The organism is Spirosoma humi (assembly GCF_054776575.1).
Genome location: NZ_BAAHBR010000001.1, coordinates 329,027 through 348,156, shown reverse-complemented (window position 1 = coordinate 348,156; position 19,130 = coordinate 329,027). Strand labels below are relative to the sequence as shown.

Genomic DNA, 19,130 nt, shown 5'->3' with positions numbered 1-19,130 from the left:
AACAATGGAAGTTGTGATTAAACCGTTCACTCGTTTATACAGTCAAAGGTGTGCTCATTTCCCGTTATTTGTTGTAGATTAGGCATTTCCACCCCGGATGCGTCAGTTTTTCGCCATATTTCTTAAAACACTGCTTTACCTGGTCCTCACGGTGATCGGTTTGGCTTTGGGCATTCTACTGAGTCTCCAGCTTCCGGCCGTACAAACCCGGCTTGCTCAAAAAGGTGCCGAATGGTTGTCGGCCAAACTTCTCTTTCCGGTTGACATTGAGGGCGTTTCCATCAAGTGGTTCGATTCATTAACGCTCGAAGGCGTTCGGATCAAAGACCGCCAGGGACGGCCAATGATTACAGTGAAGCGGCTCGATGCCGATTACAACCTCAAAAATCTGCTGGATTCATCGGCTCACAATATCCATCTGGATGAGGTGGTTTTATACAAGCCCGATGTCAGGATGATCAAAAATCCAAAAAACGGCGACACCAACCTGGATGATTTCATTGCGCGCATTGAAGAGCTAACGTCCGATCCAACCAAACCCAGCATACCCAACCAGAACGTTCCGTTTACCATTGGTCACATTCATTTGGTTGAGGGTGCCTACACCCTCGAAGACCCACGTGAACCGTTCCTGCACAACCGGGCCAGCTTCGATTACAATCACTTTACGCTTCAGCACCTTACCGCTGAGGTGAGCGATTTCTTAGTACTGGGCGACACCATTGCGTTCGATGCCAAGGGGTTATCCGGCATTGACCGCGACTCCCGAATAAAAATCCGGCAGTTGGATACGCGCTTTCTGTACTGCAATACCAAAATGGAGTTGGGGCGGCTGTACGCCCACATTGGCAACTCGATCATTCGCAACGAACTGACGTTTTTTTACGACAAGCCTTCCGCTTTTGGTGATTTTAACAGCCGGGTACTGCTGAAAGCCAACTTCCGCAACAGCAAAGTAGAGTCGAAAGATCTGGGGTTCTTTTCGGATTACCTGCGCGGACTGAACGAAACCTGGTTGCTCAGCGGCATCTTTATTGGCACCGTCAACGACTTTCAGCTTCGGCGTACCGATCTCCGGTTTGGCCCCGGTGGCCGCAGCCAGCTGACAGGCGATCTGGCCTGGAAGGGCTTGCCCGACATGGATAAGACAACAGTTGATTTCGCGTTTACGCCCTCCACCGTCAACATGGCCGATATTCGGCAGTATTACCCCGACTCATCCTTTAACCGGACCATTCAGAAGTTAGGCTTGGTTACCTTCAATGCCACGTTTGCAGGTGCTTTCGATGATTTCAAAACCAAAGGAACGGTTAAAACCAGCATTGGTAACGTAACGGGTGACCTTGTTCTGAAACTAGCCGATACGCCTGATCTGACGACCTATACAGCCAATCTGAAAGGCGAGCGTGTGGACCTTGGCCAGTTGCTGAACCAGCCCGATGAATTTGGCAAACTTGACGGCGAAGGCCGCATTACCGGACACGGAACGGATTTAAAACGAGCCCGTATTGATTTCGACGGGCAGCTTGGTCAGTTTGGCTGGCAGGGTTACGCTTACCGCAATGTGGTGACGCATGGCAATTTGCAGAACGGCCTTTTCCAGGGAAATCTTACGGTCAACGACCCGAATCTGGCCGTCAATCTGGATGGCGAGTTCAAGTTGAGTGCAGCCAAAAACCGCTACGATCTGCGGGGTATGATCGACCATGCCGATCTGCGTGAACTGGGCTACCTGCGCGATTCGCTGGTGGTTAAAACAAAGCTGGATGTTCAGCTGGAAGGTAGCAAACTGGATGATATTGTAGGCAGCGCGGTGTTTACCCAGGCGACTTTGACCCTGAATCGGCCCGAGCGCCATCTGGCGGTCGATAAGCTTACCCTTGCCTCTACCATCGAACGGCCGACCGGCACCTCACCCGATTCCAGTGGTACTCAACGTTATTTTGACCTTGACTCCGATTTCCTGACCACTCGGTTGCAGGGCACTTTTCAGCCACAGCGCACCATCGACGATTTGACCAAACTGGCGAAAGAGTACCAGCTTTACTTTGCGGGCGATGCGGCTGGTATGAAAGCGTATTATGAGCAGAAACAGCGCCAGGCCAGCCGGAAGTCAGCCGGTACCCCTCAGCGTTACGGCGTCGATTATCAGTTAATCACCAAGAATAGTGCCCCCTTGCTCGACTTTTTGAAGTCAACGGTTTACATCGCTCCGGCCACCCGGCTCGAAGGCCGTTTTACGGTCGACAATACGTCGTTTCTGACGGCGACCGTGAAAACGGATTCGGTGCGATTCGGAAAAATTGGCTTTGGCCAGAGTGATCTCGACCTGACGACGTCTAAGTTTACGTATGGACAGGAGGTGCTGGCCTCGGCCATTATTTCTTCGAAACGGCAGATGTTTAGCTCCCTCCTGCCGACGCGTAATCTTCAGGCAGAAGCTTCGTGGGCCGTCGACCATATTGATTTCACGAGTCGCATCGAGCAGGCCGACAGCGTAGGCCGATATGTGAACCGGGCTGACCTCAACGGCGAATTGAGCTTTAAAGGCGATGCGATTGACCTGACCTTTCGCCAGTCAAAACTGCGCGTACTGGATGGCGACTGGACCTTAAACCCGCAAAGTCTGATCAGGAAAGTCGGCAGTGAATACACCATTCGGGATCTCTCGCTGCTAAACGAAAATCAGTTGGTTCAGGCATCGGGTAAAATCTCGGCCGACACTGCCGAACACTTGGCCGTAGAGGCACAGAACTTCCTGCTGGCTTCGCTCAATTCCGTCCTGAATACAACACTTGGCGGTACGTTGAACGGCTCCATGGCCATCCGAAACGTGTATGACACGCCCATTCTGGAAAGCGCCTTATCGGTCAGAGAGCTCTCGTATGGCAACGCGCTCATTGGCGACATCCGTGCGCAGGGCGAGTGGGACCAGGAGGCACAGCGCCTGAATGTAGACGCCCGCGTCAATCTCAATGGGTCCGACGTGGTAACCCTGACCGGGAACTATACGCCCCAACAAAAAGCGAATCCCCTGGCCTTGAACGCCAGAGTCAACAATGCCAGTCTATCCCTGCTGGAACCGTTTACGAAGGGGTTGTTTTCTAATCTAGGAGGCATTGCCACGGGTGTTGTAGCCGTTAGCGGCAAGCCAGCCGCACCGGTGCTGAAAGGTGACGTGACGGTACAGGGCGGCCGGGGTCGATTCGATTACCTCAAGGCCGACTTTACCTTCGACGATAAGATTTATTTTGGGGAGAGTGAGATCATCACCCGCCAGCTTACCCTGCGTGATCCGCAAGGCAATACAGCGTTGTTGAGAGGTGGAGTTTACCACGATGGATTCCGGTATTTTACGCTGGGCTTTGATGCGGATCTGAAGAACTTCAAGATTATGAATACGCTGGCCGCCGACAACGATGCCTTCTATGGACAGGCTGTTGTAACGGGTCGGGCTGAACTGTATGGCCCCTTAAACAACCTGACTGTCCGGGCCAACGTGACCAGTAATAAAGGTACCCGGATTTACATTCCGCTCGACGGAGCAACATCCGTAGCGGCCGACGACCAGATCCGGTTTGTGAGCCATATTCCCAGCGGAACACCTGGAAAGCCGACCAGTCAAACCACCACCAAGGCGGATGGAGAACTCGATCTGTCGAGGATTCAGATGGATTTTAATTTCGATATCACCCCCGATGCCTATTGTGAAATTCAACTGGATCGCCAAACGGGCGATATCATCAGTGCCTACGGACAGGGCCGGGTAGCCATGAAAGTCGATACGAAAGGCGATTTCACGATGACGGGTAATTATGAAATTCAGAAGGGAGAGTACACCTTCACCTTCCAGAATATCATTAACAAACGATTCCAGATCCGACCCAATAGCCGCATTACCTGGACTGGCGATCCTTACGGGGCTTTGCTCGACGTAACAGCGGCTTACACGCAATATACTTCCCTGGCCCCGCTCCTGGCTACGAGCGGCACCACAACGAACACCCGAGCGGATCAGAGCCGCCGGTATCCGGTCGACCTGGTTATTAAATTAAACGGCGAACTCGGCGCACCCGCCATCAGCTATGACCTGGACATTAAAGAGTACCCATCCTCATCCGATTTCCGGCAGGCGGTCACTGCGTTTGAGTCGCGGCTTCAGAGCAACGATCAGGAACTGACGCGTCAGGTAAGCAGTGTTCTCCTGTTCAACCAGCTTCTTTCCGAAGGAACCAACCTGTTCGACCAGGGCCAGGTAAACTCCGGTGTGGCCAACAGTGTCAGTGAACTGCTCTCCAACCAGATCAGTCGGCTGGCGTCGAATCTGAATGAGAAACTGGACGTGGGTGTGTCGTTTGGTGGATTCACCGGTGGTACGCAGACGGACAACCTGCTCAACAACCTGCAGCTCCGTTTCTCTTACCGGCTCCTCAACGACCGACTGCGTATTAGCCGCGATGGCGGGTTTACGTATGGGCAGAGTCAGTACAATGCAGCCAGCCTGCTCGGCGAATGGACACTGGAATACTTTGTAACCCCCGACGGTCACCTGCGGGCAAAAGTGTATAACCGAAACCAGCAAAGCATTCTTAGCCAGACCAGCTTCAACAGCACAATTACCACCGGTGGCGGCATCAGCTTGCTTTACACCCGCTCGTTTAACCGGCTCTTCGGCAGCAAACGGAATACGCCCGGATTGGCCCCAGCCAAGCCAGCCGATGAGCCAGCGGCTACTCCTACTACTTCTACCCTTTCTGCAACCGGGCGGGAAATTTTCAGGTAGAGGCTCTAACAACCAGTACGACAGCGTCGCCGGAAATATCTTACGCCCTGAAGGGTTAAAAAATCGGCTTTTCCCCTTTATCTTCTTGTACTATTCTCCCACTCTATGAAGTTCTGTCAACGGTTATGCCTCGTTGTGTCTCTTGTGGCAATGAGCTACCCGCTCCTGGCTCAGCGCACCTTTACCAACCCTATTAAAAATTCCGGGCCAGACCCCTGGGTACTGCAGAAAGATGGCTGGTACTACTACATGAATACCACCGGCCGCAACTTAACCCTCTGGAAAACCAGGAATGTAGCGGACCTGGCTTCGGCTGAGCATAAAGTTATTTACACCCCACCCAAAGGCCAGCCGTACTCGCGGGATTTATGGGCGCCCGAAATTCATTCCTTTCGGGATGAACAGGGCAAAGACCGCTGGTACATTTATGTCTCGGCCGATTCAGTCAATAACGTCTCGCACCGGGTTTGGGTGCTAGAGAATCCGTCACCCGACCCGATGCAGGGCGAATGGACCATGAAAGGGAAACTGGGCGATAAAGACGACCATTGGGAAATCGATATGTCCGTTATCGAATACAAAGGAAAACTCTATGCAGCCTGGTCGGGTTGGGAAGGCCCTACGAATGGCCGACAGGATATATTCATTGCCCGACTCAAAAATCCCTGGACGATGGATGGGAAACGGGTGAAAATTTCACAACCCGATCAACCGTGGGAACGCCACGGCGATGTACCGCAGGCCTGGCAAAACAACGGCGAAGTTCCCAAAATATACGTCAATGAAGGACCGGAGTTTCTGCCTCATAATGACCGATTGTTTATTGTGTATTCGGCCAACGCCTGCTGGCTCGATTACTGCCTGGGCCTGCTCACGCACGACGGAAAAGGCGACCTGTTGGACCCCAAAAGCTGGTCAAAAAGCACAGGCCCCGTCTTCGCTCAGGCACCCGAAAACGGCGTTTGGGCACCCGGTCACGGTGGTTTTTTTCGCTCCGCCGATGGCAAACAGGATTGGATGATTTACCACGCGAATGCATCGGCAGATGATGGCTGCGGTGACAAACGGGCACCTTATATTCAGCCCTTCACCTGGAACCCCGACGGCTCGCCTAATTTTGGCAGGCCCGCTCCCAGAACACCCATGCCCGTGCCAGCCGAAAACTAACAGGCCAATCCATTCAATTCCCGCTAAGCCACTTTCCAATAACCTTAATTACTTATTTATGAACCGCTTAACCATCTTTTTTCTTTTTTTCGTTTCCACCCTTTCGCTGGCGCAGCCAAACACCGATACAGGCCGATGGTCGTCATCAAAAGCAAACGCCTGGTATGCGAAAGAACCGTTTCTGGTCGGTTCAAATTATGCCCCGGCCAACGCCATCAACGAGTTGGAAATGTTTCAGGCAGACACGTTCGACCCAGTTACGATCGACAAAGAACTCGGTATGGCCGAACAGATTGGCATGAATACCATGCGTGTCTTTCTGCACGACTTACTTTGGGAAGACCCCGCCGGGTTCACCAAACGGCTTGACCAGTTTTTAGCTATTTGTGCCAAGCACAAGATCCGCCCAATGCTTGTCTTATTCGATTCCTGCTGGGACCCCAATCCAAAGCTGGGCAAGCAACATGAGCCAACACCGGGCATCCATAATTCGGGTTGGGTACAAAGTCCGGGGGCCGATGCGCTCAGTGATGTTTCACAGTACCCTCGCCTGGAAGCGTATGTGAAGGGGGTTGTCGGTGCATTCAAAAAGGACAAGCGTATTCTGGCCTGGGATGTCTGGAATGAACCCGACAACACGAATGACAACAGTTACGGACAAAACCATACGATCAAAACGGAACTGTCGAAACCCCGAAAAATAGCCATTGTAACGCGACTGTTGCCGCATGTTTTTCAATGGGCCCGTGCCGCAGGCGCTACGCAACCGCTAACCTCGGGGGTGTGGGTTTTCAGGACTTCCGAAGAATGGAAAAATCCGGCTAAATGGACGCCCATGGAAAAAGTACAGATGGAGAACTCAGACATTATTACGTTTCATCAATACTCAAATCCCGAAGCCCTGGAAGAGACCATTAAGGCGCTGCTTACGTTTGGCCGTCCGGTTGTCTGCACAGAATACATGGCGCGGGGCGTCAACAGCAAGTTCCAGTCTCACCTGCCCATTGCCAAGCGAGCGAAAGTTGGGATGATTAACTGGGGGTTCGTGGCGGGTAAAACCCAGACCTTCATGCCCTGGGATAGCTGGCAAAAGCCTTATGTAAATGGTCGCGAGCCCTCAATCTGGTTTCATGAAGTCTTCAAACAGGATGGAACTCCTTACGATCCGGCTGAAGTAGCGGCTATCAAACAGGCTACGGGTAAGTAAAATCCTGTTTGGTGCCCGACCGAAAAAAATTTTAAAAGACGAACCGACTGATTTCCAACGTATAGGCTAAAGCTGATAAATTTTATCACATTTTTTTTTGAAGAGTCCTTGCACTGAATAGCCTAAACGCCTACTTTTGTGCCACGATAAAGGAAGACGGCAACGTTAACCGGACGTCAAAAAGTTGGTTCGGTAGTTCAGTTGGTTAGAATACCTGCCTGTCACGCAGGGGGTCGCGGGTTCGAGCCCCGTCCGGACCGCCACTGAAAATCAAGCACTTACCATTTCTGGTAAGTGCTTTTTTCGTTTGTCGCTACGCCACAGCTATCTTCCTAACTTTCACGGGGATGACCTGATTTACATTGTCCTGGTGGTTTACGACCTGCCTGTCGCCACTTCCGAAGGTGTTTTGCCAAATGCTTTCTTAAATACAAACGAAAAATGGGACAAGTCTTCAAAACCTACTTCCAGATAGACCGTGCTTGGTTTCTGGTGTTGACTGCTGAGTTGAAAATAAGCTTCGTCCAATCGTTTCTTCATGAGCCAGCTTCCAGGTGGCATGCCAAAGGTTTTTTTGAAATCACGTTTGAACGATGATACGCTTCGTCCGGTCAGGAATGCAAATCGCTCCAGACTAACATTGAAGCGAAAATTTTGCTGCATGTACGCTTCCAAATCAATTTTATCGGGAATACCAAAATTGAAAAAGATACTGGCCAACTCGGGTTGGGACCTTAACAAAATCAGCAATAGCTCTTCCCGTTTAAGATCGGCAAAGGTTTCATCCAGCGCTGAATCGCTGGAGTAATACGGCTCCAGCGATTGAATATACTGCTTAATGAATGGGTTCTCGTTGACAAACAGAAACGAATCGCCATAGATTGAGGGCGTTATCGGATAAGTATGCCGCTCGGTAAAGCGTCTTAAGAAGGGTTCATCCAAGGTGATGATGATCTTGACAAACTGGTCATTTTCTTTGAATTTGGTATAACGAATCAAATGATTTTTCCGGGCGATGAAGCAATTCCCGGACTGCATACCATAGTGTTTTCTGCCGTCATACGCCTTCATCGATCCCTTCAGCAGGAACATAAAGTAATGGTCGGAGATAAATTGTTCCGGCGAAAGTTCGGGGCCTAAATGGCAGGAATGGATCTGGTTGTTTATCAATTTTTTGAAGGCTGAAGGTGCGCACAAATTTACGCCGTAAACTCACTGTCCAGGCTGGCCAGAATCGCTTCTTCTTTGCTTCGTGGATGCCAATCCAAAATGTCGCGCGATTTTTGATTCGACATCTGAATGTAATATGTCGGATCAATAGGGTTGATTTCAGCCATCTTACCAGCTTTTTCCGGTCGTTCTTTTTTGATAAGCTGGGCTACGTCATAAAAGCTAACCACACCATCTGACGTAGCCAAAAAGCGTTGGCCTTTGGCTTCCGGATGCACCATCGCTCTGATGTGAATATCGGCCACATCCCGCACATCAACTACCCCAAACGTAAATTGGGGGCTTTCGGTAACCGTACCGTCAACGAGCGCTTTGATCACACCCTCATACGAAGCCGGATAAATCCATCCAATAACGGGGCCAAAAATGCCTACCGGATTGATAACGGCTAGTTCCAAACCCGCTCCCTGCTGCGCAATAAACTCCCAGGCCGCTTTCTCGGCAATTGTTTTGGATTTGATGTAGGGTTGAACCGGGGCATTTTCGTCGGTCCAATCGCTCTCCGTAAAAATGTGCCCGTTCGGGTCGGTACTGTAGCCAATCGCAGCGAATGAAGAGGTCAGCACAACCCGCTTTACACCCGCTTTTTGGGCCGCTTTCAAGACCCTCAACGAGCCGTCGCGAGCCGGTATAATGAGTTCGTTCTCGTCGTCAGGTTGCACCAAGGGAAACGGGGAGGCTACGTGCAAGACATACGTACATCCTTCGGCCGCATCCTCCCAACCCATATCGGAGGTTAGGTCAGCTTCAACGTAGGACAGCCTGTCAAAATCGACCATGCCGGCTTCTGTCAGGGCCTGAACGATTTGATCTTTCTTAGCTAGAGAGCGTAGGGTCGTTTTAACGGTGTACCCTTTTTGAAGCAGGCTCAAAATCGTGTAAATCCCCACAAAACCCGTTCCCCCGGTTACCAATACGGTTTGATTATTCATTGTTTCTTGGTTTGAATACAAGCCCAAAATTGGGGAATAAACCAGAGGGGAGTTTTGTTGTGAGGGTCAAGTTTTGTTTGTTGTGGAGGTCAACTGTCCGAAAGGACGAACGAAGAAAACTTTCGATTGGGGACTGGCAACTCCTGGCCGGAACCCACGCCACCCAATAACGTAAAGCAGGTAAGACTTCCTGGGAAGTCTTACCTGTTCCATACAGTTCACACGCATTTCATTCTCAACCAGCTTCAGAGCTAATCGTTGGCAACTTCCAGTACCACCCGTCCGTTGATCTGCCCGTCGGCCAAGTCGGCGAGTACCTGATTGATGTTCTCCAGCCGATCGGTATGGTAGTGTACGTTTACTTTCCCGTCGGCGGCAAACGCCAGACTTTCTGACAAATCCAGGCGGGTACCGACTATGGATCCGCGAACGGTTTTACGAGCCAGCACCACATCGAAAATATTCAGATCAAAATCGCCTGGGGGCAGGCCGACCAGCGACAATGTGCCATGCCGACGTAGCATTCCCACGCCCTGCGCAAAGGCCGGGCGTGAAACCGCCGTTACCAGCACACCATGAGCGCCGTGAATTTCTCGCTGAATTCGAGCCACCGGGTCTTCCACAGTTGCGTTGATGGTTAACTCAGCCCCCACCGATTGGGCCAGCGCCAGCTTGTCATCACTAATATCCACAGCAGCTACGTGCAGACCCATGGCTTTAGCATATTGCACGGCTAAATGACCCAGCCCTCCAATTCCGGAAATAACCACCCATTCACCCGGTTTCGTATCCGTTTCCTTCAGTCCTTTGTAGACGGTGACGCCTGCGCAGAGAATGGGAGCAGCCTCAACAAAGGACAAGTTATCAGGGAGATGGCCTACGTAATTCGGGTCAGCCAGTACATATTCGGCGTAGCTACCCTGCACCGAATAGCCCGTATTTTGCTGGTTTTCGCAGAGGGTTTCCCAGCCCGAAAAACAGTGTTCGCAGTGGCCGCAGGCCGTATATAACCAGGGGACGCCGACGCGATCACCTTCTTTCACGTTGGTTACACCAGCGCCGACAGCGACAACCGTACCGACGCCTTCGTGACCGGGAATCAGGGGCAGTGTAGCCTTAACGGGCCAGTCGCCGTTGATGGCGTGTAGATCGGTATGACATACGCCACAGGCCGCGACTTTGACCAGAATGCGGCCAGGAATAACCGCAGGAACGGGAACCTGTTCGAGTTGTAGTGGTTGGCCATAGGCATGAGCTACGGCCGCTTTCATTGTAGTAGGTAACATAAAGTGAGTACTTGATCGTGAGCGATGTTTATATTAAATGTTAAACGATGGCCAGTAACGGGATATCGGTTAAACGGGCCATTCGTTGGGTTTCGCCCTCCTCCAGCCATTTCCAGAACCAGCTTCGGATTTGGGGCATCATTATTATCAGGTCCGTTTTGTTGGCGTGCGCAAACGTCAGAATCGTATCATAAAGCTCTCCTCCGGTTTCGATGGTGAGCGTATGCGGTTGCTGAGCCAGCAGCCGACGCAGGTGTTCAGCCCGCTCATGTATGTTGACCCAGCCGGGTTTGTCGTTGATGCACAATACGTTCAGCACGCAGCCAACCGATTTGGCAAATTGCAACGCCTGATCGAAGGTCACGGCATTAGGTGGCTCAGTCAGGTCAATGCACAGCACGGCGTTTTTTAAACCTGCGTAGCTAATCCCCGGCGGAATAAGCAGCAGTGGCACGTCCGTTTCGGCAACCATACCCGTGGCAATACTCCCAAATCGTTGCGTGCTCTGCGGTGCGGTCCCTACCGTCGACATAATCAGCAGATCAGCCTGCTCGGTTTTCGTCACCAAACGGATGGCGTTCATGGTATGGCCTTCCTGCGCGTGGCACCGGATGGCGACGGTTGGCCCTAGTAGGTTGCGAAGTTCACCCGCCAGCTTATGTAATTTCGTTTCGCTGCTATCGTGCATGGCTTTTATGGATAGCGGGAAATCACCCGTTTTGGCTGGATTGTCCGGCCAGAGGTGATAGGCGTGGACTAAAACCAGGGTAGCTTTCAGGTCATAGGCTAACTGACCCGCAAATCGAGCAGCTCGGTGCGAATTGGCGGAAAAATCGGTCGCAAAAACAAGGGTTTTCATGGTGGGTGAGTCTATGATCGAATTTGCCCACAAGGTAGGCGGACAACTGGGGTTGTTCCCTGACAATCATCAACGCAACAGCTGACCCTACTCAGACCCCAGCCCACCCTCACCCTTTATCTTTGCTTAAACGGTGGCAGCCTATACGGGACATGCGTGTATAGATAGATCTGCTTTTTATAAACCGCTATCGTATCTGGTAATCTATGCTTGGCTATTTAACCGATGACCTAATGCAGCACCTGTTGACGAGTCAGTGGTTTGGCCGGTTAGCTTGTGCCGCAACCAATGAAATTTCGCTGGTTCCGGTCACCTACCTGTATGATGGTCAGTTCGTGTATATTCACACACGTGAGGGGACTAAAACACGCTTAATTCGCCAAAATCCGACTGTATGCTTCGAGGTAGATGAATTGGTATCACCCACGCTATGGCGGAGTGTCGTGATTCAGGGAGTCGCCAAAGAGCTGACTGGCGATGAACGGCTGTGGGCACTACACCAATTGGGTGTTCGTCAGCCTCCACTTTTTAATGATGAATTACCCTCAATCGAGTGGCCCCCCTCAGAAACGCCCGAGCCGTCTACCCCGCCCCCGACCGTATTATATCGGATTCACATTCTATCGAGAACCGGTCGGTCTATTCAGTTCTAAGTAACGCCTTCAAAAACAACTCTTTTTCTCTACCAACGCGATGTCAGTCAATTAACCCGAGCCATTCCCTAACCTTTCTACCGAAACGTTACAAGCTATCGAGGCCTACTGGCGGGCGGCCAACTACCCATCGGCCAGTGAGCACCCGTGTGGTCTGGACGATACGGCCTTTGACTTACTTTTTACTGAAAATAAACCCGTTTTTTTGCTTTTCACGGTTATCCGTGGTTGATTCACCGGCTGACTTACAAATGAACCAACCATCGCAACATCTATGTCGGGGCTATAAAGAGGAAGGTACCATCACCAGCCCGTTTGACATGACTGTGCTCAATGAGCTGGACCTGGGAAACAGATGAAGCTTTCGACAGGGCGGACAAGATTTGGAACTAGTGTATAGCCTGTTCATCTTGCCAATCCTGTCGAAAAAGGTTAAAAGCATATTATGACGAAATCCATATTTATCGCGTCGGTAGAGCCCTATACTGGCAAATCGCTACTGGCACTGGGGTTAGTAAACAGGCTGCTGGGAAAAATGCAGAAAGTGGGCTATTTCAAACCGATTATTACCCAGCCAATTCCGGGTCAGAAGGAGATCCACATCGAAGCCATTCTGGACTACTTTACTTTACCCATTGCCTACGAAGATACATACGCGTTTACCCGCCAGGAGGCTCTGCAACACATGGAGTCGGAAGGGCGGGGCGAGATGCTCAATACCATCATCAGCAAGTACAAGAAACTGGAAGAAACCTGTGACTTTACGGTTATTGAAGGCAGCGATTTTCTAGGCGAAGGCATCGCCTTCGAGTTTGAATCCAATGCCGCCATCGCCAAAAACCTGGGAGCACCCGTTCTCATTATTATTACTGGGGAAGGGAAATCCACGGCCCAGATCGTCAGTTCGGCACTAAGTGCTCTGCAGGGATTCGAAAGCCGGGAGGTACAGGTGCTGGGAATGGTTGCCAATCGAGTAAAGCCGGAGCAGGTTGAGGACGTTCGGGAACTGCTTCGCATGCAACTCCCCGCCGACATGATGCTCACGGTCATTCCGTGGGAAAAACAGTTGCAAAGTCCGACCATGAAGGAAATACGGGATGCACTGGGAGCCAAAGTACTCGTGGGCGAAAGCCTGTTGTCCAATCAGGTCGACAATTTTGTGACGGGAGCCATGATGTTGCCCAACTTCCTGAACTACATTAAAGAAAACGTGCTGATCGTAACGCCGGGCGACCGGGGCGACATCATCATCGGGGCGTTGCAGGCCAATCTGTCGGCCAATTATCCCAAAGTCGCAGGCATTGTGCTGACCGCCGATACGGTGCCCGACGAGCCCGTTACCCGCCTGATTGCGGGGCTTCAGACGGTTATTCCCATCCTGACGGTGCAGCAGGGCACCTTTGGCACAACGACGGCCATAGGAGCCATTCACTCCCGCATCACGGCCGACAACCGGAGGAAAATCGAACTGGCGATCACTGTATTCGAGACCTACGTAGACACCAAAGCGCTGGACGAGCGACTGGTCACGTTTCATTCGGACGCCATCACTCCGCACATGTTCCAGTATCAGCTCGTCAAAGCGGCCCGGAGTCAGAAAAAACACATTGTTTTACCGGAAGGCAACGACGACCGGATTCTGAAAGCAGCGGTTCGGCTGGTGGCCCAGAACATCGTTGACCTGACTATTCTGGGCAACGAGGGCGAAATTATGGCCTCCGCCAAACGACTGGGCTTAACGCTTGACACCAGTGTGGTCAACATCATTGACCCGGCCACCTCGGAAAACTATGATGCCTACGCGACAACGCTGTACGAACTGCGGAAAGCCAAAAACGTGAACCTCGATATGGCCAGGGATATGATGCTGGATGTGTCGTATTTCGGCACGATGATGGTTTACCTGGGCCATGCGGATGGCATGGTATCGGGTGCGGTTCACACGACCCAGCACACCATCCGGCCAGCGCTGCAATTTATCAAGACCAAACCGGGCGTGTCGCTGGTGTCGTCGGTCTTTTTCATGTGTCTATCCGACCGCGTATCGGTTTTTGGCGACTGTGCCGTTAATCCAAACCCGACGGCCGCTCAATTGGCCGAAATTGCCATCTCCTCGGCCGAAAGCAGCGTCCGTTTTGGCATCGAGCCGCGCGTTGCCATGCTGTCGTACTCGTCGGGCACGTCGGGCGAAGGCGAAGATGTAGAGAAAGTCCGGCAGGCTACGGCCATTGTTCGGCAAAAACGCCCCGATCTTAAAATAGAAGGCCCTATCCAGTACGACGCGGCTGTGGACCCCCTGGTAGGTAACCAGAAACTACCCAACTCCGACGTAGCTGGTCGGGCCAGTGTATTGATTTTCCCGGATTTGAATACGGGCAATAATACCTATAAGGCCGTTCAACGCGAAACGGGGGCGCTGGCGATTGGCCCCATGCTACAGGGGCTCAATAAACCCATTAACGACCTGAGCCGGGGCTGCACGGTAGATGACGTGTTCAATACCGTGGTCATTACGGCCATTCAGTGCCAGGATAGCCAATAACTCCACTGCTTTTCCATTCTATGTATACGTTAGTCATCAACGCGGGCAGTAGTTCTTTAAAATACCAGCTCTTCGCCATGCCCGCTGACACCCCGCTTTGTTCAGGGCTCATTGAACGAATTGGCACCGACGAGGCTTTCATCCGCCATAAAATTCTGACTACAGAGCCAGCTCAAACCATTGAGCACAAAGCCGCCATCGCTGACCATGCCGCCGGGCTTCAGCAGATGCTACAGTTGTTATCAGATGCCCGGATTGGCTTAATTCACTCGGCCGATGAGATTCAGGTGGTTGGCCACCGGGTCGTGCATGGGGGCGAACGCTTTGCCGACGCCACGTTAATTACACCTGCCGTTAAAGAAGCGATAAAGGCGCTGTTTCCGTTGGCTCCGCTTCATAACCCCGTCAACTATCAATGCATCGAAATTGCCGAGAGAACGTTTCCGAAGGCAAGTCAGATCGCTGTTTTCGACACGGCTTTCCACCAGACCATGCCAGCCTACGCGTTTCGATATGCCCTTCCCGAAGCACTGTACGTAAACGAGCGAATCCGGGTTTATGGGTTTCATGGTACCAGCCATAAATATGTAAGTGCGAAAGCCACGGCCTGGTTAGGAAAACCCGATGCTAAACTCATCAGTATCCATTTGGGGAATGGGTGTAGCATTACCGCTGTACGGGCAGGTCAGTCGATCGACACCAGCATGGGCTTTAGTCCACTGGCGGGTCTGGTTATGGGAACCCGTTCAGGCGATATCGACCCCGCCGTCATTTTCCACCTGCTTTCGCAAGGCTACAGCGCTGATGAGGTGAATACGTTGCTCAATAAGGAGTCGGGTATGCAGGGAATGACGGGTATGAGTGATATGCGTGATGTTGGTAAAGCGCTGGCAGCAGGAGATCGGGCGGCTGAACTGGCGCTGGAGATTTACGCTTACCGAATCCGAAAATACATTGGCGCGTACACCGCCGTTCTGAACGGATTGGACGCGTTGATTTTTACCGCAGGCGTCGGCGAAAACGACAGCGCCATGCGCCAGCGGATCTGTACTGGTCTGGACTTTCTGAACATTCACCTCGATTCGGAGAAAAACAGCGCGCCTTCCGGGGCAATTCGGGACATTAGTCGAGCCGACGCAGCGGTTAAAATTTTAGTGATCCCAACCAACGAAGAGTTGGAAATTGCTGGTCAGAGTTATGCCCTGTTGCGGGCAACTAATTCCGAATCGAGGAATTACCCAACAGAGACGAGCTTGTAGAATGCCCAATACCCACCGTCGCAAACGTAACGAAAGCCGCTGCCGTCAGTCAATTGACTGACGGTAGCGGCTTTCGTTGAAACCTATAAATGCTGAAGCGAATCAATCATTGGTACCAGAGCGAGACCCGTGTTTTCAGGCTCTATCTAGTACTCATATTTGAGCCCCATTTTCTTGGCAATGTCAGCGAACATTTGCGGATCGAAGTCATCGGCACCCGGTGCATTTAACTGAGGCTCTTCCTCCAGATCAGGAACCGCATAGCCCGGCATGGCTCCTTCAATAACCACGCATTCCTGACCATCATCGGGGTGGGGACCATTCCAGATCAGGCCCGCCTGCTTATAATCTTCCTGACTAAAGGTGTAAAGTTGCAAATGAAGCTTCTGCTCCATAAACTTCTTGGCTTCCGGGAAAGCATCATTGCTCAGAGGAGGAATGGGTAACAACTTGGTTACTTCCACACCAGTCAGTTTCTCCAGAGCTTTGGCATAGGCTACTACGTGTAGCCCGCCCCGCACAAGCAGGTAGCCCACCATTGTACGGGCAGTTGGATCGGAGACCATCTCGTAGGCGCGTATCTTATTGGCTCGGGCACCGCACTCGAGAAAGAAGTTATGCAGTAAATCCAGCTTCAGATTACCACTACTGAAGACGTTCTCCCCCGTCCAGAAGCGACCCATCGAGTCGAGCGGTAAGGCACCTTGTCCACTAGCGATGAAGTGACTCGTATTGCGGAAGTTGGTCGCATCGGCCAGCGGAGCAGGTACCGGATCATGCCCCCGTTTCGTCGTTCCTGTCAGCAGCAGATTGATGGCGTAGGAAACGACTTCGATGTGGCCATATTCCTCCCCGGCAATACTGGCGATAACATCGTAAAAGGGGCGTATTTTCTTACGTCCCCGGAAGTTGAACGATTGAAAGGTGTAGTTCATCAGCGTAGACATCTCGCCGAATTTACCACCTAACAGTTCTTGAATTGCGGCTGCATCGTTGGCCGAAGGGTTTTTGGGAGTGGGCAACTCAATGGGAAGCCGATCCATCTTTAAGATCATATCTATTTTGGTTAGTTAATTCGTAAGCGAAAGCCTATTGATTACCTAACCAATTCTATAGACATTGGTTGTTAATTTTTTTAATAAATGAGAATTAAGTCCTTTTACCGTTCGCCCGTGTCGTTACGCTTATCGTTCAGAGAGGGTATAGGAAGTTTGCTTGCCGTGTTGACAACGTTTTATTGCCTGCTCTGGGCTACCTTCTGTTCGGTTGGAATGGTTTTAACTTCTCGCTCCCGTTCCGTTTGTTCAATGAAGACCGCGTGTTTGGCAGGCTCAATCTTGATACCGAAATGGTTGGCGTAAGCCAACGTAAACTCAGCCCCGAAATAAAGAATAGCCGCGGTATAATAAATCCAGGTTAAGATAACGATCAACGAGCCCGCAGCCCCGTAGGCTGAACTGGTGGCGGTTGTATCGATATAAAGGCCGATAGCATACCGGCCAATCATAAATAGGCCAGCGGTAAACAGAGCCCCCCAGCGAACATCTTTCCAGGCAATTTGGGCATCAGGAAGGACTTTGAAAATGACCGCGAACAAAACCGTAATGACGGCCGTACTGATCAGAAAATTTAGCCCACTGATCAGATACACGCTTAGGCCAGGCAGGAATCGGGTTAAGTGATCACTCAAGGCCAGTACCAGCCCATTAATTATCAGGGAGACCATTAACAGAAAGCCTAAACTAACAATAAGCGAAGACGATAATAGCCGATCCTGGATCAGCTTGAGCCAGCCCTTCTCGGGCTTGGCTTTGACGCGCCAGATCAGATTGACTGAATCCTGAATTTCGCCAAAGAGGCCGGTTGCGCCGATCAGCAAGGTAACAATGCCAATGACCAGGGCCGAATTGGTTTTGCCCGACAGACTAACATTTTTGATCATGTCCTGAATCTGTTTGGCCGCTTCATTGCCGACCAGCCCGTTGATCTGGCCAAAAATCTGACCTTGAGCCGCTTCCTGACCCAGAAACACACTCACCAGGGAGATGACCAGTACGAGTAGAGGAGCCAGGGAAAAAATGGTGTAATAAGCCAGGGCGGCACTTAATTTCAAACCCCGATCATTCATAAAGCCATTGAATGAGTCGCTTAGTATAGTCTTCGTGCTAGCCAGGAAGCTCTTGTCCGCCTGCACCGCGATCGGCCCTTCAGAAGACGGTAATGGCGGGATAGATTTGGCAAATAAACGGTTGTAGAAACGGGCCAGTGAATTGCTCATGAACGTGAAATTTGAAGACGTAAAACAACTGACATCGGCTTGATGAGCAGTTATTCAGACCAACAAGTAGTTGCACTCATGAGTATAACAGAGATAGCGGTAAGTTGTTACCTTTTTATCTAAGGCGGTCTGGTACAGGCCTGCTTGATCAATCACACGAGCCTGGACCGGTTCAAGTACACATCCAGCAAGGATAATTCGGACAGCCAGTCCCGATAATTGCCGGGCTTGACCAGATAAGCATCCGCCGAACAATTGAATGCATTGGCGATATCCTCTGCGTCACTTGACCAGCTCAGCATAACGGCCGGTACACGGCAGCACACGGGATGCGACTTCACCCGTTGCAGGACGTTCAACCCTTCCCTGGCATCTGGTAAATACAAATCGACCAGGATCAGTTGCGGTAATTCTTGTTCCTGTTGCAGGCAGGACTCCAGGTAAGGCATCACCCTGGTGGCCTCAGAAAGCCAAACGATCTCCGCATTCGAAAACCGTTGAAGCAAGGCCCAGCGTGTTAGAAACAATTGATCCTCATTATCTTCAATAACCAGGATGATGGGTTTGTTTTCAGACAACTGACCATCCACATAAGACTTCATCTTCCCAAATCGGTTATTCTCCTCGATCTTGCAGGCTTCGTAAACACGAGCCCGATACTGCGCCAGGCAACGGGCAAATGTGATTAAGGGCTGCTCTCCAGGCTGACTTGACTGATTTTCAGGTACCATGGGATAGTTTGGTTGGGATAGCACAAGATTTACGTCGTTGGGCGAAGGTTTCAGTAGCAAAGGAGAGCCTGCCAGGGCACCCGAACCGGCAACCGTAGCGTGTCGAATAAACTGTCGTCGGGAAGACTTATTAAGGTTGTTCATACTTGCGGCTTTGGTTTGTGAGTACTACACGCCGAATGGATACCGTTCTAAGGTTTGCG

14 protein-coding genes and 1 tRNA gene are annotated in these 19,130 nt (G+C 51.4%); 8 read left to right on the top strand and 7 right to left on the bottom strand.

Annotated elements, in window-relative coordinates; all coding sequences use genetic code 11:
- Positions 1-97: 97 nt before the first annotated feature.
- The 4 genes from ACYU8Y_RS01490 (at position 98) to ACYU8Y_RS01475 (ending at position 7,420) form a co-directional block, all read left to right on the top strand.
- Positions 98-4,783: a translocation/assembly module TamB domain-containing protein gene (locus tag ACYU8Y_RS01490; protein WP_460933455.1), complete on the top strand. Its 4,686-nt coding sequence runs from the start codon at positions 98-100 to the stop codon at positions 4,781-4,783.
- 105 nt (positions 4,784-4,888) lie between these two features.
- Positions 4,889-5,950, top strand: coding sequence for a glycoside hydrolase family 43 protein (locus tag ACYU8Y_RS01485; RefSeq protein ID WP_460933453.1), 1,062 nt, complete (start codon positions 4,889-4,891; stop codon positions 5,948-5,950).
- A gap of 58 nt (positions 5,951-6,008) precedes the next feature.
- Positions 6,009-7,157, top strand: a complete 1,149-nt coding sequence (locus ACYU8Y_RS01480; RefSeq protein WP_460933451.1) for a glycoside hydrolase 5 family protein — start codon at positions 6,009-6,011, stop codon at positions 7,155-7,157.
- Positions 7,158-7,343: 186 nt separating this feature from the next.
- Positions 7,344-7,420 (top strand) — tRNA-Asp (locus ACYU8Y_RS01475).
- A gap of 112 nt (positions 7,421-7,532) precedes the next feature.
- On the opposite strand, the gene ACYU8Y_RS01470 is transcribed toward ACYU8Y_RS01475, so the two are convergent.
- The 4 genes from ACYU8Y_RS01470 to ACYU8Y_RS01455 form a co-directional block, all read right to left on the bottom strand.
- Positions 7,533-8,249: a helix-turn-helix domain-containing protein gene (locus ACYU8Y_RS01470; RefSeq protein WP_460933449.1), complete on the bottom strand. Its 717-nt coding sequence runs from the start codon at positions 8,247-8,249 to the stop codon at positions 7,533-7,535.
- A gap of 107 nt (positions 8,250-8,356) precedes the next feature.
- Complete coding sequence (locus ACYU8Y_RS01465) at positions 8,357-9,319, bottom strand: SDR family oxidoreductase (protein ID WP_460933447.1); 963 nt, start codon at positions 9,317-9,319, stop codon at positions 8,357-8,359.
- A gap of 251 nt (positions 9,320-9,570) precedes the next feature.
- Positions 9,571-10,590, bottom strand: coding sequence for an alcohol dehydrogenase AdhP (gene adhP / locus ACYU8Y_RS01460; protein ID WP_460933445.1), 1,020 nt, complete (start codon positions 10,588-10,590; stop codon positions 9,571-9,573).
- Between the two features lie 55 nt (positions 10,591-10,645).
- On the bottom strand, positions 10,646-11,464 hold the full coding sequence (locus ACYU8Y_RS01455; protein WP_460933443.1) for a universal stress protein: 819 nt from the start codon (positions 11,462-11,464) through the stop codon (positions 10,646-10,648).
- 233 nt (positions 11,465-11,697) lie between these two features.
- Between ACYU8Y_RS01455 and ACYU8Y_RS01450 the strand changes: the two genes are divergently transcribed.
- From ACYU8Y_RS01450 to ACYU8Y_RS01435, 4 genes are all read left to right on the top strand, one after another.
- A complete protein-coding gene (locus ACYU8Y_RS01450; RefSeq protein ID WP_460933441.1) occupies positions 11,698-12,117 on the top strand; it encodes a pyridoxamine 5'-phosphate oxidase family protein in 420 nt (139 codons plus the stop codon).
- A 251-nt stretch (positions 12,118-12,368) separates the two neighbouring features.
- Entirely contained in the window at positions 12,369-12,476 is a 108-nt protein-coding gene (locus ACYU8Y_RS01445) for a phosphoketolase family protein (protein ID WP_460933439.1), read from the top strand.
- Positions 12,477-12,562: 86 nt separating this feature from the next.
- Positions 12,563-14,659, top strand: a complete 2,097-nt coding sequence (pta, locus tag ACYU8Y_RS01440) for a phosphate acetyltransferase (protein ID WP_460933437.1) — start codon at positions 12,563-12,565, stop codon at positions 14,657-14,659.
- A 20-nt stretch (positions 14,660-14,679) separates the two neighbouring features.
- Positions 14,680-15,918 (top strand): acetate/propionate family kinase, encoded by a 1,239-nt coding sequence (locus ACYU8Y_RS01435; protein ID WP_460933435.1) that lies wholly within the window; start codon positions 14,680-14,682, stop codon positions 15,916-15,918.
- A 146-nt stretch (positions 15,919-16,064) separates the two neighbouring features.
- Here the strand turns inward: ACYU8Y_RS01435 and ACYU8Y_RS01430 are convergent, their stop codons facing one another.
- The 3 genes from ACYU8Y_RS01430 to ACYU8Y_RS01420 all read right to left on the bottom strand — a co-directional run bounded on the left by ACYU8Y_RS01430 (position 16,065) and on the right by ACYU8Y_RS01420 (position 19,071).
- On the bottom strand, positions 16,065-16,973 hold the full coding sequence (locus ACYU8Y_RS01430; RefSeq protein ID WP_460933433.1) for a manganese catalase family protein: 909 nt from the start codon (positions 16,971-16,973) through the stop codon (positions 16,065-16,067).
- Between the two features lie 179 nt (positions 16,974-17,152).
- Positions 17,153-18,046 (bottom strand): YihY/virulence factor BrkB family protein, encoded by an 894-nt coding sequence (locus ACYU8Y_RS01425; protein WP_460933614.1) that lies wholly within the window; start codon positions 18,044-18,046, stop codon positions 17,153-17,155.
- Between the two features lie 302 nt (positions 18,047-18,348).
- Complete coding sequence (locus tag ACYU8Y_RS01420) at positions 18,349-19,071, bottom strand: response regulator (RefSeq protein ID WP_460933431.1); 723 nt, start codon at positions 19,069-19,071, stop codon at positions 18,349-18,351.
- Positions 19,072-19,130: the final 59 nt, after the last annotated feature.

Bases quoted from the DNA above. Each gene is read 5' to 3' on its own strand.
- ACYU8Y_RS01490 (WP_460933455.1), top strand. From the start codon at position 98: ATGCGTCAGTTTTTCGCCATATTTCTTAAAACACTGCTTTACCTGGTC.
- ACYU8Y_RS01485 (WP_460933453.1), top strand. From the start codon at position 4,889: ATGAAGTTCTGTCAACGGTTATGCCTCGTTGTGTCTCTTGTGGCAATG.
- ACYU8Y_RS01480 (WP_460933451.1), top strand. From the start codon at position 6,009: ATGAACCGCTTAACCATCTTTTTTCTTTTTTTCGTTTCCACCCTTTCG.
- ACYU8Y_RS01470 (WP_460933449.1), bottom strand. From the start codon at position 8,249: ATGTTCCTGCTGAAGGGATCGATGAAGGCGTATGACGGCAGAAAACAC.
- ACYU8Y_RS01465 (WP_460933447.1), bottom strand. From the start codon at position 9,319: ATGAATAATCAAACCGTATTGGTAACCGGGGGAACGGGTTTTGTGGGG.
- adhP (WP_460933445.1), bottom strand. From the start codon at position 10,590: ATGAAAGCGGCCGTAGCTCATGCCTATGGCCAACCACTACAACTCGAA.
- ACYU8Y_RS01455 (WP_460933443.1), bottom strand. From the start codon at position 11,464: ATGAAAACCCTTGTTTTTGCGACCGATTTTTCCGCCAATTCGCACCGA.
- ACYU8Y_RS01450 (WP_460933441.1), top strand. From the start codon at position 11,698: ATGCAGCACCTGTTGACGAGTCAGTGGTTTGGCCGGTTAGCTTGTGCC.
- ACYU8Y_RS01445 (WP_460933439.1), top strand. From the start codon at position 12,369: ATGAACCAACCATCGCAACATCTATGTCGGGGCTATAAAGAGGAAGGT.
- pta (WP_460933437.1), top strand. From the start codon at position 12,563: ATGACGAAATCCATATTTATCGCGTCGGTAGAGCCCTATACTGGCAAA.
- ACYU8Y_RS01435 (WP_460933435.1), top strand. From the start codon at position 14,680: ATGTATACGTTAGTCATCAACGCGGGCAGTAGTTCTTTAAAATACCAG.
- ACYU8Y_RS01430 (WP_460933433.1), bottom strand. From the start codon at position 16,973: ATGATCTTAAAGATGGATCGGCTTCCCATTGAGTTGCCCACTCCCAAA.
- ACYU8Y_RS01425 (WP_460933614.1), bottom strand. From the start codon at position 18,046: ATGAATGATCGGGGTTTGAAATTAAGTGCCGCCCTGGCTTATTACACC.
- ACYU8Y_RS01420 (WP_460933431.1), bottom strand. From the start codon at position 19,071: ATGAACAACCTTAATAAGTCTTCCCGACGACAGTTTATTCGACACGCT.